Origin of the sequence: Acinetobacter sp. I-MWF (assembly GCF_025433935.1) — a bacterium.
GTDB classification, from domain to species: domain Bacteria; phylum Pseudomonadota; class Gammaproteobacteria; order Pseudomonadales; family Moraxellaceae; genus Acinetobacter; species Acinetobacter guillouiae.
Window position 1 is genome coordinate 1,059,859 of record NZ_JAMBAR010000001.1, and the last position, 14,719, is coordinate 1,074,577.

Genomic DNA, 14,719 nt, shown 5'->3' on the forward strand with positions numbered 1-14,719 from the left:
GAATTATAGAGAAAATATGAATTTTGTACATGGAAACAGTAATCATTTGTATTTTTATTACATAATTGTAATGAATATCAAAGCAATAAAGTGAACTGTATCACACTAAGCAAAAAAAAGACCGCTATTTAGCGGTCTTTTTGTATGTCTTAATTTTTAGCGATTAAGCAGATTTTTTAACAGCCTCTAAAAGCTCATTTTGACGAGTTTTAAGTGCAGCTGGTAAGCGCTCACCAAGTTTATCAAATAACTCAGTGTGGCTCTCAATCTCTTTGATCCATTGATCTTTGTTTTGAGAAGTCACAAGATTAAATTGATCTTTAGTGAAGTCAGAACCTGTCCAGTTCAATTGCTCATAAGTTGGAACAAAACCAATCGGTGTTTCCACTGCTTCAGCACGACCTTCACAACGGTCAATGATCCACTCAAGCACACGCATGTTTTGACCAAAACCTGGCCATACAAAGTTGCCTTCAGCATCGCGACGGAACCAGTTTACGTTGTAAATGCCAGGAAGTTTATTGCCTGCAGCTTTCGCTTTCGCACCAACTTCTTCACCCATTTCTAACCAATGAGAGAAATAGTCAGCCATGTTATAGCCAGCAAATGGAAGCATTGCAAATGGGTCACGGCGTACAACACCTTGTTGACCTACTGCAGCTGCAGTTGTTTCAGAACCCATCGTTGCTGCTTTATAAACACCATCAACCCAGTCAAAAGCTTCTGAGATTAAAGGTACTGTATCTGCACGACGACCACCGAAGATGAACGCAGAAATTGGTACGCCAGCTGGATTTTCCCAGTCAGCATCAATAGAAGGGCATTGACCCGCTGCAACGGTGAAACGCGCATTTGGATGTGCTGCTTTTTCACCAGCAACATGCGGTTGGCCTTTCCAGTTGGTCAAGTTAGCAGGCGCTTCTTTGGTTAAACCTTCCCACCATACGTCGCCATCTTCTGTTACAGCAACGTTTGTATAGATGACATCTTTGTGAAGTGTCGCCATACAGTTTGGATTTGTTTTGATGTTTGTACCAGGTGCGACACCAAAGAAACCAGCTTCAGGGTTGATTGCATATAAGCGACCATCTTCACCTGGTTTGATCCAAGCAATATCGTCACCTACAGTTTCAATTTTCCAACCTTCATAACCTGCAGGTGGAATCAACATCGCAAAGTTAGTTTTACCACATGCAGATGGGAATGCTGCTGCAATATAGTGTTTCTCACCTTGTGGATTGGTTACACCAAGGATCAACATGTGTTCAGCTAACCAGCCTTGTTGACGACCCATAGATGATGCAATACGTAAAGCAAGGCATTTTTTACCCAATAATGCGTTACCGCCGTATCCTGAACCGTAAGACCAGATCTCACGCGTTTCTGGATAATGCACGATATATTTTTCTGGGTTACAAGGCCATGCAACATCTTTTTGACCTTCAGCCAGTGGAGCGCCAACAGTATGTACGCAAGGAACATAATCGCCATCAGTGCCTAGTACGTCATAAACAGCTTTACCCATACGAGCCATTTTACGCATACTTACAGCAACATAAGGAGAATCTGTAATTTCGATACCAATGTGAGCAATGTGAGAACCTAATGGACCCATAGAGAATGGAACCACGTACATGGTACGTCCTTGCATTGCGCCATCAAACAAACCGTTAAGGCGAGTACGCATCTCAGCAGGAGCTTCCCAGTTGTTTGTCGCACCAGCATCTTCTTGTTTTTCAGAGCAGATGTATGTACGACCTTCAACACGCGCTACGTCAGACGGATCAGAATTCGCTAAATAAGAACCAGGATGTTTTTCTTGGTTCAACGCTTGCATAGTGCCGTTAGCGATCATCAAGTCGATATAACGTTGATTCTCTTCTTCGCTTCCGTCACACCATTCAATTTTTGCAGGTTTAGTTAATTTAGCAATTTCTTCAACCCATGCAATGAGCTTGGGATGACGAACGAATTCTGGTGCGTTCACTTGGGTCATGGTGAGGCCTATCTAAAATATGTACAATTTTGTGTACAAATAATAATCTGAATGAAGGGATACTACATTCAAATTTAAGTATGAAAAAAAGTGGTGGTATTAAAACATATATTCATAAAAAAAATAAGACTAAAGGCTTAAAAGATACCAATGCTCGAATTTTCACTAAGTGTTTGATTTGTATTATCTAACATGGATTATTGTTTGATTTTTATTGGTATTTTTAAATAGAATGTAGGGTATTTTAATTGTAAATAATAATAGTTTACAATAAGTTGAAATTATAAGATTTACTAAATTAATTATTGATTTAATAAATGGGCATAATTCGAATTTTACATAAAGGTGCTTTTATTTGTTTAGAAAATCGACGAAATTAGTGCAAATACTTCAAAATAATCAAGCTTATGGACACAGAACTCAAGCCTCTTTCAATGATTTACAATGAAAAGTCAGGTTTTCATGCCAATCAGAAAGATGATATTTATGAAAAACTCATGACCATCTGGACCTCACATGGTTTTGAAATTCAAGTTTTTGATATTGGTTCAGAGCCTGATATAAAAACCCTGATGCAAAAAATCTTTCAACGTCATGCACAATACTCAGATTGTGGTGTCATTGTCGCTGCTGGTGGTGATGGTACGTTGAATGCAGTCGCCTCGCAAATGTTAAAGCAAAAAATTCCTATGGGAATACTACCTTTGGGTACTTTTAATTATGTGGCGCGTGTTCTACATATTCCTTTGAATATTTTAGAGGCAGCCAATGTGATTGCCACAGGGGAGCCGCGCGCCTCACATGTGGCCTGTATCAATGATCAAATTTATTTAAATAATGCCAGTTTAGGTCTATATCCTTTGTTTATTAAAAAACGCGAAGAATATAATCGTCGGTTTGGACGCTTTCCTTTAAATGCGTATACGTCTGGTTTGGATGTCCTGATTCGTGATCGTAAAGAACTCAAATTAGAGATCGAAGTAGATGGGCAAAAGTATCCTGTAAAAACACCACTGATTTTTTTTGGTAATAATCAACTGCAATTAAAAGAATTAAATTTAAAAATTTCGAAATGTGCAGAGGTGGGGGAGATTGCCGGTGTGGTGATCGCCAAAGGAGATAAAGCCACTTTATTTAAAACCTTGTTTCAAACCATTCGTGGAAAATTGGAAAACGCTTCCGATGTGTATAGTTTTGGTGCACAAAAAGTCATTGTCTATTCAAAAAAGCCTAAACTGACCGTTGCTGTCGATGGAGAAATTGTTTCAATGATGACCCCGTTAACCTTACACGTAGAAAAAAATGCTTTAAAAATTATGGTGCCGCATGTTATTGCATCTGTCTGATCTACATTTTGGTACTGAGCGTCCAGAGTGTATACGGGCGATTCAAAAGTTTTGTGCTGTGCATAAACCAGAAGTGGTTGTGGTGAGCGGTGATTTAACTCAACGTGCTAAATTTAAAGAATTCTATGCATGTAAGCAGTTTTTAGAATCACTAAACATCCCTTATTTTGTGGTGCCTGGCAACCATGATATTCCTTTGTATCATGTTTGGAATCGTGCCTTTAGACCATTTGGCTTATATCAACTGTTCTTTGGCAGTTTAGAACGCACCTTATTTACAGAGCAGTTTTATCTAATTGGCATGAACAGTATTCGTCGCCGTTATCATACACGCGGACATATTTCATTTGAGCAAATTCAAAATGTAAATCAGTTGTTGACCAATGCACCAAAAAATAAATTAAAAATAATCGTTAGTCATCAACCTTTTTATACCTCAAATGAAGACCATCACTTAAAAGATTGTCCGGCTTTAGGGCAGTTTGCCATTAAAGAATGGGGACAACATCAACTGTATGCTTTATTGCACGGTCATTTGCATTTAGTTGCGGTCTATGACCTGAATCAAGCCTTTGCGCTAAATTTAAAACAACCAGTTTATGAGGTTCATGCGGGTACAGCAGTTTCTCGACGTTTGCATAAAAATATACCCAATAGCTTTAATGTGATTCACCAAGATGGGCGCTTTGAACATTATTTTTTTGATGAACAATTACAGGAATTTATTGCCAAAACTGCGGTAAAAAATTCTGAATTAGACATGATTTGATACAAAAGAAGAAAAAACATACAAATTAAATAAATTTTTTTTCGTTTTCCCCTTGAAGCGTTTATTTCCATCCCCACAAATGTGACATACAAATATTTTGTCGATGACCTAGGAATAAGAAGTCATCTTCGCTGAGTAATCAATGACATTTTAAAATGTCTATGGAGTTAGAAATGAGCAAGATTCGTCCTTTACATGACAACGTTGTGATCCGCCGTGTTGAAAAAGAAACTAAAACAGCAGGTGGTTTGATTTTAAGTACTTCTGCAGCTGAACAGCCTGCTCAAGGTGAAATTCTTGCTGTAGGTAATGGCAAAATCACTGATAACGGTGTACGCGCTTTAGACGTTAAAGTTGGCGATAACGTACTGTTTGGTGCTTATGCAGGTACTAAAGTTAAAGTTGATGGTGAAGAACTTCTTGTGATGAAAGAATCTGACATTTTAGCGGTATTGGAAGGTTAATCTTCTGCTGTTGAGATGGGTTTTCATCCAAACATATTGGTCAAAATTTAAAATTTATAAAGATATCTGGAGTTTAGTATGTCAGCTAAAGACGTAAAATTTGGTGATTCAGCGCGTTCAAAAATGATCGCGGGTGTAAACGTACTTGCAGATGCAGTAAAAGTAACTTTAGGCCCTAAAGGTCGTAACGTGGTTATTGATCGTTCTTTCGGTGCACCACACATCACTAAAGATGGTGTAACTGTTGCTAAAGAAATTTCTTTAAAAGACAAATTCGAAAACATGGGTGCGCAATTGGTTCGTGAAGTTTCTTCAAAAACCAATGATATCGCAGGTGATGGTACAACAACTGCAACTGTACTTGCTCAAGCGATTTTAAATGAAGGGATCAAATCAGTTACTGCGGGTATGAACCCAATGGATTTGAAACGTGGTATCGACCTTGCTGTTAGAGCTGTTGTTGAAAATATCAAAGCAACTGCTAAACCAGCTTCTGATACTAAAGCAATTGAACAAGTCGGTTCGATTTCTGCAAACTCTGATGAAACAGTTGGTAAGTTGATTGCGCAAGCAATGGAACGCGTTGGTAAAGAAGGCGTGATTACTGTTGAAGAAGGTTCAGGCTTTGAAGATGCGCTTGATGTTGTAGAAGGTATGCAGTTTGATCGTGGTTATATCAGCCCATACTTTGCAAATAAACAAGATACTTTGACTGCTGAACTTGAAAATCCATTCATTCTTCTTGTTGATAAGAAAATTGGTAATATCCGTGAATTGATTACAGTTTTAGAAGCTGTTGCAAAAACAGGTAAACCATTACTGATCATCGCTGAAGATGTTGAGGGTGAAGCACTTGCAACACTGGTTGTAAACAACATGCGCGGTATCATCAAAGTATGTGCGGTTAAAGCACCTGGTTTTGGTGATCGTCGTAAAGCAATGCTTCAAGATATCGCGATCTTGACAGGCGCTACTGTGATTTCTGAAGAAGTGGGCATGTCTTTAGAACAAGCAACGCTTCAAGATTTAGGTACTGCACATAAAATCACGATTTCTAAAGAAAATACTGTGATTGTTGATGGTGCTGGTGATGCAAATCAAATTGCTGAACGTGTAACTCAAATTCGTGCTCAAATCGAAGAATCAACATCTGAATACGATAAAGAAAAACTTCAAGAGCGCGTAGCTAAACTCGCTGGCGGTGTTGCCGTAATCAAAATTGGTGCTGCAACTGAAGTTGAAATGAAAGAGAAGAAAGACCGTGTAGACGATGCGCTTCATGCAACGCGTGCTGCGGTTGAAGAAGGTGTTGTTGCAGGTGGTGGTGTTGCGTTGGTACGTGCAGCTAAAGTACTTGACGGCCTTGTTGGTGCAAATGATGACCAAACTGTAGGTGTGAACATCCTTCGTCGTGCGATTGAAGCGCCACTTCGTCAAATCGTGTCTAACGCTGGCGATGAACCATCAGTTGTGATCAATGCAGTGAAGAGCGGTGAAGGTAACTTTGGTTACAATGCTGCAACTTCACAATATGGCGATATGTTAGAAATGGGTATCCTTGACCCTGCTAAAGTAACGCGTTCTGCTCTTGAGCACGCTGCATCTGTTGCTGGTTTGATGTTAACAACTGAATGTATGATTACTGATATCCCAGAAGACAAACCTGCTATGCCTGATATGGGCGGCATGGGTGGTATGGGCGGAATGATGTAATATCGTTTCGAACTTAGATCATAAAAAATCCTCGCTTTATGCGAGGATTTTTTATGCAAGTTGTTTCATTCTTGTCTTTTTGTGTGTTTTTTATTATGCTTTTGTACTGTTCGGTAAATATAAATACAACACGAAAACTGAGGAGAACTAAAATGAAAAGATTAATCTTCATTATTGCAATCAGCCAGATGCTAACAGGATGTTTAAGTATCATGGGGCAAAGACTCGAAACAAGAAATGATTTGATGCAGTCTTGGGTGGGGAGTACAGAAGAAAAACTGATCAGTAAATGGGGACCACCGTATAGAAGCTATGCACTCCCAAATGGTGCAAAAATTATTTCATATAATGATGGCTGGAATGCGTGTACAAGGAAATTTATGCTTGAACAAGGTAAGGTCACCAAATGGGGATATAGTAATTGTTCTATGCAACTCAATCGACCTGACAAAATTGACAAGAATATTCCAATTCCAAAACCTTCTCTTTAATCAATTCTTTATAGAAATAATTTTAAGCTAAAAGTGCGTTGTTCGAGTTAAAATATTGCGGTGCTTAGACTGAATTAGCGCAGCAAAGCAAAATTAGGCTGTTATCAATTTTTATGAATTGACATTTTACCTGCGGTGGAATGTCAATATTCTTTCTAATTTTTCTTAAAAGAATACTTAGCTAAAAAGATTATTTGATCTAAAAATAATAACTTATCTAAAAAGAATAATGACCCAGGTAAAGAAAATAATTGCTTGAGCTACGAACTGTGCAGCACTTCCCATATCTTTAGCATTTTTTGACAGTGGATGGCGTTCTAAAGAAACACGATCAACCACAGCTTCTAATGCTGAATTAAACAATTCTACAATGATTGCCAATAAGCACACAGCAATCATCACGGCCTGTTCAACAGAAGAGACATCGACGAAAAAAGTAATTGGAATTAAAACGACATTAATCCAAACAATTTGACGGAAAGCAGCTTCATTTTGATATGCAGCTTTAAATCCTGCTAAAGAATAGCCTGTTGCATTGAGAATGCGTTTGAAACCCGTCGTACCCTTAAATGGAGAATAATCACTCATAAATCAAAGCAGCTAAAGTTTTTAAGTAGTGTATTATTCTAAACTTAAATTGGGATTAATTTTAAACAAAAAACACCAAGTTTAGAAAAAATTAAGCAAACATTTGAATCGTTTGCTTAATTTTTTTAATGAACTGAGTATTACTTGCTATTTGGATTGGCTTTCCAGTACGCATCCAAAGCTTTACGACCTAAACCAGGATCATCGGTAAATACACCATCTACACCAGCTTTAAAATACATCTCATATTCTTTGTTTGCGCCAGCTTCACAACGCTTGGCTGCATCTGCTTCAGCTGTACTACATTTTAAATTGCTGGCAAGGAAGTTATTTTCAGGACGGAAAGTATATGGATGGACTTTTAAATTCACCGCATGCGCATCGGTAACGAAAGAAGAGGGTGCAGTATAGCTATCATTAAAAATATACGGTTTCCATGGTCCAACACCATCGGCATATTTGGCGACGTCTTTTAAACCTTGTGCTGTTGCCATATCGCCATAGGTGGTTTTAATCCCTTGAGCGGCATAATCTGCTGGACTGATTTTCTTATCATCATAAAGCTGAATGATTTTGGCATGCTTTAAGCTTTTATGCGCTGTCAATTGCTCCTTAAAATACTTTAAATTATTGACTTCAAAAGACTGTAGATAAATCGGTGCAATTTCACGGCTATATTGGTACTTTGCCAAAGTCTTCAGCAATGGGTCTTCCATGGCTAAATTTAATTTTTGAAAATATGTTGGGTGCTTGGTTTCGATGTAGAGCCCAACCACTTTACCGGTTTTTTTATAATTCTTTTCCGCCAGTTCAATAATTTGCTCAAGGGTAGGGATATTTAACTGATCATTGTATTGGGTATTGTTTGGGCGTAATGCTGGAATACGCTCGCGGGCTTTAAGTTGATTTAACTCACTTAAAGTAAAGTCTTCTGTAAACCATCCCGTTAATGATGTCCCATCGATGATTTTTGTTTTCTTGCGATCTGCAAATTGGCTGAATGTGCTGACATTGGTTGTGCCACCAATTTCATTTTCATGACGTGCAACCAATACGCCATCTTTGGTCGATACCAAATCTGGCTCAATAAAATCAGCACCATCATCAATGGCTTTTTGATAACTCTCAAGGGTATGTTCAGGGCGTAAAGCACTCGCCCCTCGGTGACCAACAATAATGATTTTAGGTTCTTTATATTCTGGTGTGACGTTTTCTGATTTTTTATCGTCATCATTACAAGCGGTTAATAGCGCCATAATACTGATCATTAACCCAGTATTTTTAATCATATTTTTCTCAAATTCTTATATGGAAACTGTGCATAGCTTATGTTATTAAATTGACACTGTGATGACATCAAGATGAAAAATTAATGAAATACTTTTGGTTGATTGATGCCTAGAAGAAAAAAATTCTTCATAGTTTCTTCATATTTAAACTTATCATTCGCTTTTCTGTTATTTTTCCTTGAGTTTTTAGTTTAAGTCACAGAATATCCATATAAAGTCGATTTAATTGCTACAACAACTTTACCTCAATCCTTTGACGCAGAACCTACTCTGATGCTCTCAAAATTTTTTATTCAACGTCCTATTTTTGCCTGTGTACTTGCAATTATTGTCATGGCTTTAGGCGTATTTTCAGTCTTGAATTTACCGATAGAGCGATATCCAGATATTGCTCCGCCAAGGATTACAGTTTCTACAACCTATACAGGTGCAGATGCTGAAACTGTTGAAGAGAGTGTTACTCAGGTTTTAGAGCAGCAAATTAAAGGGATCGACAACCTGCTGTATTTTAGTTCGAGCAGTGACTCATCGGGTCGTGCCAGAATTAGTATCAGTTTTGAAAACGGAACGGATCCAGATACCGCACAAGTCCAAGTCCAAAATAGTATCAATGGTGTACTCAACCGCTTACCAGATGATGTACAGCGTCAAGGTGTAACGGTGAATAAATCACTTGGCGATACCTTTATGGTGGTGGGCTTGTATGATGAAACAGGTAAAAGTAACAATATCGAATTAGGTGACTATTTATCTGATCATATAGAACAAGAAATATCACGGATTGAAGGGATTGGTGAAGTTGATGTTTTCGGCTCTCAATACGCCATGCGAATTTGGCTGAATCCGAATTTACTGCGTCAATATCAATTGATGCCGAGTGATATTCGTACAGCAATAGAAGCACAGAATACACAGGTTGCTGCTGGTGGTGTCGGGGATTTACCTGTAACCGCTGACCAATATTTAAATGCAAAAGTTACCGCAGGTTCACGTTTAAGAACAGTCGACGAATTTAAAAATATTATTGTTAAATCCAATACCGATGGTAGCTATATCTATTTAAAAGATGTGGCGCGTATTGAATTGGGTGCAGAAAATTATCAGTCGTTTAATACCATTAATGGTTACCCTTCATCGGGCATGGGGATTTCTTTATCTTCAGGTGCAAACGCTTTAGCAACCTCTGCATTAATTAAAGCCGAATTGGCAAAGATTTCTGAAAAACTGCCACAAGGCTATAAAATTGTTTATCCACGAGATAACACGCCGTTTGTACAAGAATCGATTAAAGAGGTGGTCAAAACTTTATTAGAAGCCATCGTATTGGTGGTTCTGGTCATGTTTATTTTCCTACAAAGCTGGCGTGCTACGCTGGTTCCAACCATTACTGTACCAATTGTGATTTTAGGGACCTTTGCGGTACTCAATGTGCTCGGTATGAGTATTAATACATTGACTTTATTTGCCTTGGTGTTGGCAATTGGTCTACTGGTCGATGATGCTATTGTGGTGGTGGAAAATGTTGAACGTTTGATGCATGAGCAGGGCTTAACTGCAAAACAGGCATCTATCGAGTCTATGCAGGAAATGACAGGAGCTTTGATTGGGATTACCGTGGTTTTGACGGCGGTATTTATTCCGATGGCGTTCTTTACAGGTTCGACAGGTGTAATTTATCGTCAATTCTCCATCACCTTAGTAGCGGCAATGGCCTTGTCATTGTTGGTTGCATTGATCCTAACCCCAGCACTCTGTGCCATTATTTTAAAACCCAATCCTAAACCTATGCGTTGGGCCACTTGGTTTAATCTTAAACTCGAAAATCTAAGACAAGGTTATATTCGCCTGATTCAAAAGACCTTAAATTTGAAATGGGTAATTTTGACGATTTTTGTGGCTTTGATTGCTGTATTTTCACTGATCTATCGGGCTTTACCCACCAGTTTTATTCCAAGTGAAGATCAGGGCATGTTGAGTGTACAGTTCCGTTTAGCTGATGGTGCACCGATGTCGAGTAGTCAGGTGGTTGGGGAAAATATTCGAAAATATTTCCTTGAGCATGAAAAACAAAATGTTGATATTGTCTTGATTCGTTATGGGCGTAATTTTTCAGGTACAGGGCAAAATTTAGGAACAGGCTTTGTGGCGTTAAAGCATTGGGATGATCGCTCAGGTACACAAAATTCTGCGCAAGCAATTCGTGAACGTGCGACAAAGTATTTTAGTCAAGATCGCAATGCTCGGATTACAGTCAGTTTGCCTGCTTCTGTAAATGGTTTGGGGGATAGTGATAGTTTAGAATTTTGGATTCAGGATATTAACGGTCAAGGACGGAAATATTTAGACCAACAATTCACAACATTGCAGGCACAAGCCAAACAGTTCCAATCCTTTGAAAATCTGGATAAAAAATCCAATCCCGATAAATCTAAGTTAAAAGTTGATGTTAATCAAAAATTGGCATTGGCAAATGGGCTGAGTCAAACCGCGATTAACAATACTTTGTCAGCAGCATGGGGTGGCTCTTATGTGAATGACTTTATTGATCGTGGACGAATTAAACGGGTGATGATGCAGGGCGATGCAGAGTTTCGTTCTAAGCCTGAAGATCTACAAGTATGGACGGTGCGTAATGCACAAAACCAAATGGTGCCATTTAGCAATTTCGCAACAACGCGCTGGGAAGGTGGGCCAGATGTGGTGAATCGTTTCCAAGGTTATACCGCCTTGCAAATGGAAGCCAATGCAGCGGCACATACCAGTTCGGGTCAAGCCATGAAAGATATTCAGACCTTGATCAGTCAACAAGATGGAATTGATGTTGCATGGAGTGGCTTGTCATTTGAAGAACAAAAATCAAGTAGCCAAGCAGGGTTACTGTATTTGATTTCGATCGGCTTTATTTTCCTTTGCCTCGCAGCCTTATATGAAAGCTGGTCGATTCCAACTGCTGTGATTGCGGCAATTCCTTTGGGGATTGGAGGCAATATTATTTTTAGTAAATTGGCGGGTTTTCCAAACGATATTTACTTTCAAATTGCATTGCTGACCACAATTGGTTTGTCGTGTAAAAATGCGATTTTGATTGTTGAGTTTGCGGCACTATCACAGGAAAAAGGTAAAACAGCGATTGCTGCTGCATTAGAAGGCGCAGGGTTGCGGTTACGTCCAATTCTGATGACATCCTTGGCCTTTGGTGCGGGGATTATTCCATTGGTTGTTGCATTTGGTGCAGGTGCTGCCAGCCGTCAAGAAATAGGGGTAAGCGTATTGGGTGGGGTGGTCTTCGGAACAGTTTTAGTTTTGCTGTTTATCCCATTTATGTATGTGCTGGTTCGTTCAATTTTTAAATCAAAAGTACCCTCTGAGTAAGGGTGTTGATTGATGAGTTTTGCTTGCTCAATGTTCTTTGATGAAGATTGAGCAAGCTTCAAGTCATCCAGAATTTTTAAAATATGTTTCACAACAAAAAACATCTTTATTTTCGTGGGATTGCAGTCCAACATGTGGCAAAAGTTTGATGGAATTTGGATCATCCTATGCAATTTTCTTTGGCGCTCGTTTCAGAAATAGAAAAAGCCATTCAAAACCATCAATTTGATCTCATTGAAAAACAATTTGAACAAATCAATGACGCCGATATCGCAAAAATTTTGGCAGACTTATCTTTAAATGAACAGCTGACATTGGTGGAGTATTTGCCCAATGCTGCCTATATTCTTGAGTTTTTATCACTCGAACAACAACTTAAAATTTCTGAACATTTACCAAAACAGATACTGGTCAATATCATTTCTGAGATGCACTCGGACGATCGTACAGATTTATTTAAGTACTTGCCTTATGCATTACAGCAAGCTGTTTATGCCGATTTAAGCCCTGAAATACAACAGCAGATCCAACATTTAGCCAGATACCCAGAAGAGTCTGCTGGTGCAATCATGAGTTCAGATTATGTGACATTGTCACCTGATTTGAACATGACACAAGCCATCAAGCAGATCAGGGCAATTGCCACAGATCGTGAAACGGTCTATTTGATTTATGTGGTCAATGCACAAGGCAAGTTACTTGGGGTTGTGTCCTTACGTGAAATTATTCTTGCTGAGCCCGAGCAAACCATTGCTGAAGTCATGAGTACGGATTTGATTGTTGGGGACGTTAATGAAGACCAAGAAAACATTGCAGAGAAGCTGCATTATTATGACTTTATTGCGCTGCCAATTGTTGATGAGCAACAAAGGCTTTTAGGTATTGTTACTTATGATGATGCCATGGATGTCGTAACAGAAGAAGCCACAGAAGACTTTTTAAAATCCAGTGCAGTCTCATCGTCTCCTAAAATGAGTATTAAGACAGCGCCGATTCATTACCTGTATAAAAAACGGGTATTTTGGTTGGTGATTTTGGTTTTTGGCAGCTTATTGTCTGGATTCGGGATTGCGCATTTTGAAGATATTATCGCAAAGAATATTGTGCTGGTATTCTTTTTGCCGCTTTTGGTCGGGAGTGGCGGGAATGCTGGCTCACAATCGGCCACGTTAATGGTACGGGCATTGGCAACGGGTGATGTACATTTAAAAGATTGGATGTATCTGATTGGGCGTGAAAGCTTGGTCGGTTTATGTTTGGGCGGAACAATGGCAATTGCTGTGTCCATTCTTGGCTACTTTAGAGGCGATGCAATGGTCGCTTTGGTTTTAGCTTTAAGTATGATGGGTATAGTATTGATGGGTTGCTTAATAGGAATGAGTCTGCCATTTATACTGAATCGTTTAAAACTGGATCCAGCAAGTGCTTCGGCACCCTTAGTAACTTCGATTTGCGATGCAACAGGCGTTATCGTTTACTTATGTATTGCATCGATTATTTTATAAGACATGGCTGAATGGTAAGCTTTAAAAATGCTTGACTGATCATGTTTAATCAGCAATGTCTTTTCTTAAATCTCGACAACTGGGAATATCGGTATAGCGATATACCTGATAACCTGCTTGTTCTAACATCTCGTCACGTTGTGCATCGATATGTTCTTTGCCAAGGTGACTGGGATCATCAAGTTCAATAATAGCAATCACTTCAAGCTGTTTGTCGAGTAGGACAAAGTCGGTCACTTTGCGATTGAATTTGGAACGCAATTTAAATTGATTACAATCAATTAATGCGCTAAACGCGACTTGTGCAAGTACATGATGTTGTGGAAAGGCTTCATTTAAACGGAAAAACATTTTCTGTTCAAAAGGGGTGATCACACGTTTTGCATAATAATGTTTATTTCGAAATAAATACTGACCAAAGCTGGCAAGCAATAAAGCAATGGTTGCGATACTGCCAATCAATAAAAATAAAATTTGATGTAAATCGAGAGACATAAGCGATCGGTATCGTATAGACAAGAAAAAACCCACTCAATCATGAGTGGGTTTTTAAAATTTGGCTCTCCAACCTGGGCTCGAACCAGGGACCTGCGGATTAACAGTCCGTCGCTCTACCGACTGAGCTATTGGAGAATCTGGAACGCATTTTAGGGATGAAATGGGAATGGGTCAAGGAAAAATTGTTAAATTCATCATAAAAAAGCATTATTTGCTAAATATTTGATCATTCTGAATAAAAGTAAATCTGAATAAAAGCAAAGTTGTTTTAAGCGTTCTAAAATTTAGGTGTAAGCCGAAAAGCGCTTAAATCTTTTCTTTATAGAAAATAAAGATATAAAAAAGCCCACTTCATTATGAGTGGGCTTTTTAGAATCTGGCTCTTCCACCTGGGCTCGAACCAGGGACCTGCGGATTAACAGTCCGTCGCTCTACCGACTGAGCTATGGAAGAATAGATGGCTCTCCAACCTGGGCTCGAACCAGGGACCTGCGGATTAACAGTCCGTCGCTCTACCGACTGAGCTATTGGAGAATCTGATGCGCATTTTATGGATGAAAGCCAAAGTGGTCAAGTGAAATGATAAGAAAAAAGGCTTAAATGTTTTTTTATTGTCCGAATTTAAAGAGTTTGTATATATATTGATTATTTTTAAAGTTTTCCAGCTCTTTAATCGAGATCAAATGAT

Annotated in this window: 11 protein-coding genes and 3 tRNA genes; 7 read left to right on the forward strand and 7 right to left on the reverse strand. The window is 38.8% G+C overall.

What is annotated here, in order from left to right; translation table 11 throughout:
• Nucleotides 1–163 precede the first annotated feature (163 nt).
• Nucleotides 164–1,996, reverse strand: coding sequence for a phosphoenolpyruvate carboxykinase (GTP) (locus M2R48_RS05065; RefSeq protein ID WP_004722449.1), 1,833 nt, complete (start codon nt 1,994–1,996; stop codon nt 164–166).
• Nucleotides 1,997–2,403: 407 nt separating this feature from the next.
• Here M2R48_RS05065 and M2R48_RS05070 point away from each other — a divergent pair, with 407 nt between their 5' ends.
• The 5 genes from M2R48_RS05070 to M2R48_RS05090 all read left to right on the forward strand — a co-directional run bounded on the left by M2R48_RS05070 (nt 2,404) and on the right by M2R48_RS05090 (nt 6,779).
• On the forward strand, nt 2,404–3,342 hold the full coding sequence (locus tag M2R48_RS05070) for a diacylglycerol/lipid kinase family protein (protein WP_262085286.1): 939 nt from the start codon (nt 2,404–2,406) through the stop codon (nt 3,340–3,342).
• Entirely contained in the window at nt 3,323–4,111 is a 789-nt protein-coding gene (locus M2R48_RS05075; protein WP_262085287.1) for a metallophosphoesterase family protein, read from the forward strand. Before M2R48_RS05070 ends, M2R48_RS05075 begins: the two co-directional genes overlap by 20 nt.
• Nucleotides 4,112–4,284: 173 nt before the next feature.
• On the forward strand, nt 4,285–4,575 hold the full coding sequence (groES, locus tag M2R48_RS05080; protein ID WP_004722444.1) for a co-chaperone GroES: 291 nt from the start codon (nt 4,285–4,287) through the stop codon (nt 4,573–4,575).
• A 78-nt stretch (nt 4,576–4,653) separates the two neighbouring features.
• Complete coding sequence (groL, locus tag M2R48_RS05085) at nt 4,654–6,288, forward strand: chaperonin GroEL (protein ID WP_004819670.1); 1,635 nt, start codon at nt 4,654–4,656, stop codon at nt 6,286–6,288.
• Between the two features lie 152 nt (nt 6,289–6,440).
• Complete coding sequence (locus M2R48_RS05090; protein WP_262085288.1) at nt 6,441–6,779, forward strand: hypothetical protein; 339 nt, start codon at nt 6,441–6,443, stop codon at nt 6,777–6,779.
• A gap of 213 nt (nt 6,780–6,992) precedes the next feature.
• Here the strand turns inward: M2R48_RS05090 and M2R48_RS05095 are convergent, their stop codons facing one another.
• A complete protein-coding gene (locus M2R48_RS05095; RefSeq protein WP_262085291.1) occupies nt 6,993–7,367 on the reverse strand; it encodes a diacylglycerol kinase in 375 nt (124 codons plus the stop codon).
• Between the two features lie 140 nt (nt 7,368–7,507).
• On the reverse strand, nt 7,508–8,656 hold the full coding sequence (locus tag M2R48_RS05100; RefSeq protein WP_262085292.1) for a glycerophosphodiester phosphodiesterase: 1,149 nt from the start codon (nt 8,654–8,656) through the stop codon (nt 7,508–7,510).
• 273 nt (nt 8,657–8,929) lie between these two features.
• Here M2R48_RS05100 and M2R48_RS05105 point away from each other — a divergent pair, with 273 nt between their 5' ends.
• Nucleotides 8,930–12,028: a multidrug efflux RND transporter permease subunit gene (locus M2R48_RS05105; protein ID WP_262085294.1), complete on the forward strand. Its 3,099-nt coding sequence runs from the start codon at nt 8,930–8,932 to the stop codon at nt 12,026–12,028.
• A gap of 167 nt (nt 12,029–12,195) precedes the next feature.
• Nucleotides 12,196–13,533: a magnesium transporter gene (mgtE, locus tag M2R48_RS05110; protein WP_262085295.1), complete on the forward strand. Its 1,338-nt coding sequence runs from the start codon at nt 12,196–12,198 to the stop codon at nt 13,531–13,533.
• A 45-nt stretch (nt 13,534–13,578) separates the two neighbouring features.
• On the opposite strand, the gene M2R48_RS05115 is transcribed toward mgtE, so the two are convergent.
• The 4 genes from M2R48_RS05115 to M2R48_RS05130 all read right to left on the reverse strand — a co-directional run bounded on the left by M2R48_RS05115 (nt 13,579) and on the right by M2R48_RS05130 (nt 14,565).
• Nucleotides 13,579–14,028 (reverse strand): DUF2726 domain-containing protein, encoded by a 450-nt coding sequence (locus M2R48_RS05115; RefSeq protein WP_262085296.1) that lies wholly within the window; start codon nt 14,026–14,028, stop codon nt 13,579–13,581.
• Between the two features lie 62 nt (nt 14,029–14,090).
• Nucleotides 14,091–14,166, reverse strand: a tRNA-Asn gene (locus M2R48_RS05120).
• 242 nt (nt 14,167–14,408) lie between these two features.
• Nucleotides 14,409–14,484, reverse strand: a tRNA-Asn gene (locus tag M2R48_RS05125).
• Between the two features lie 5 nt (nt 14,485–14,489).
• Nucleotides 14,490–14,565, reverse strand: a tRNA-Asn gene (locus M2R48_RS05130).
• Between the last annotated feature and the right edge of the window lie 154 nt (nt 14,566–14,719).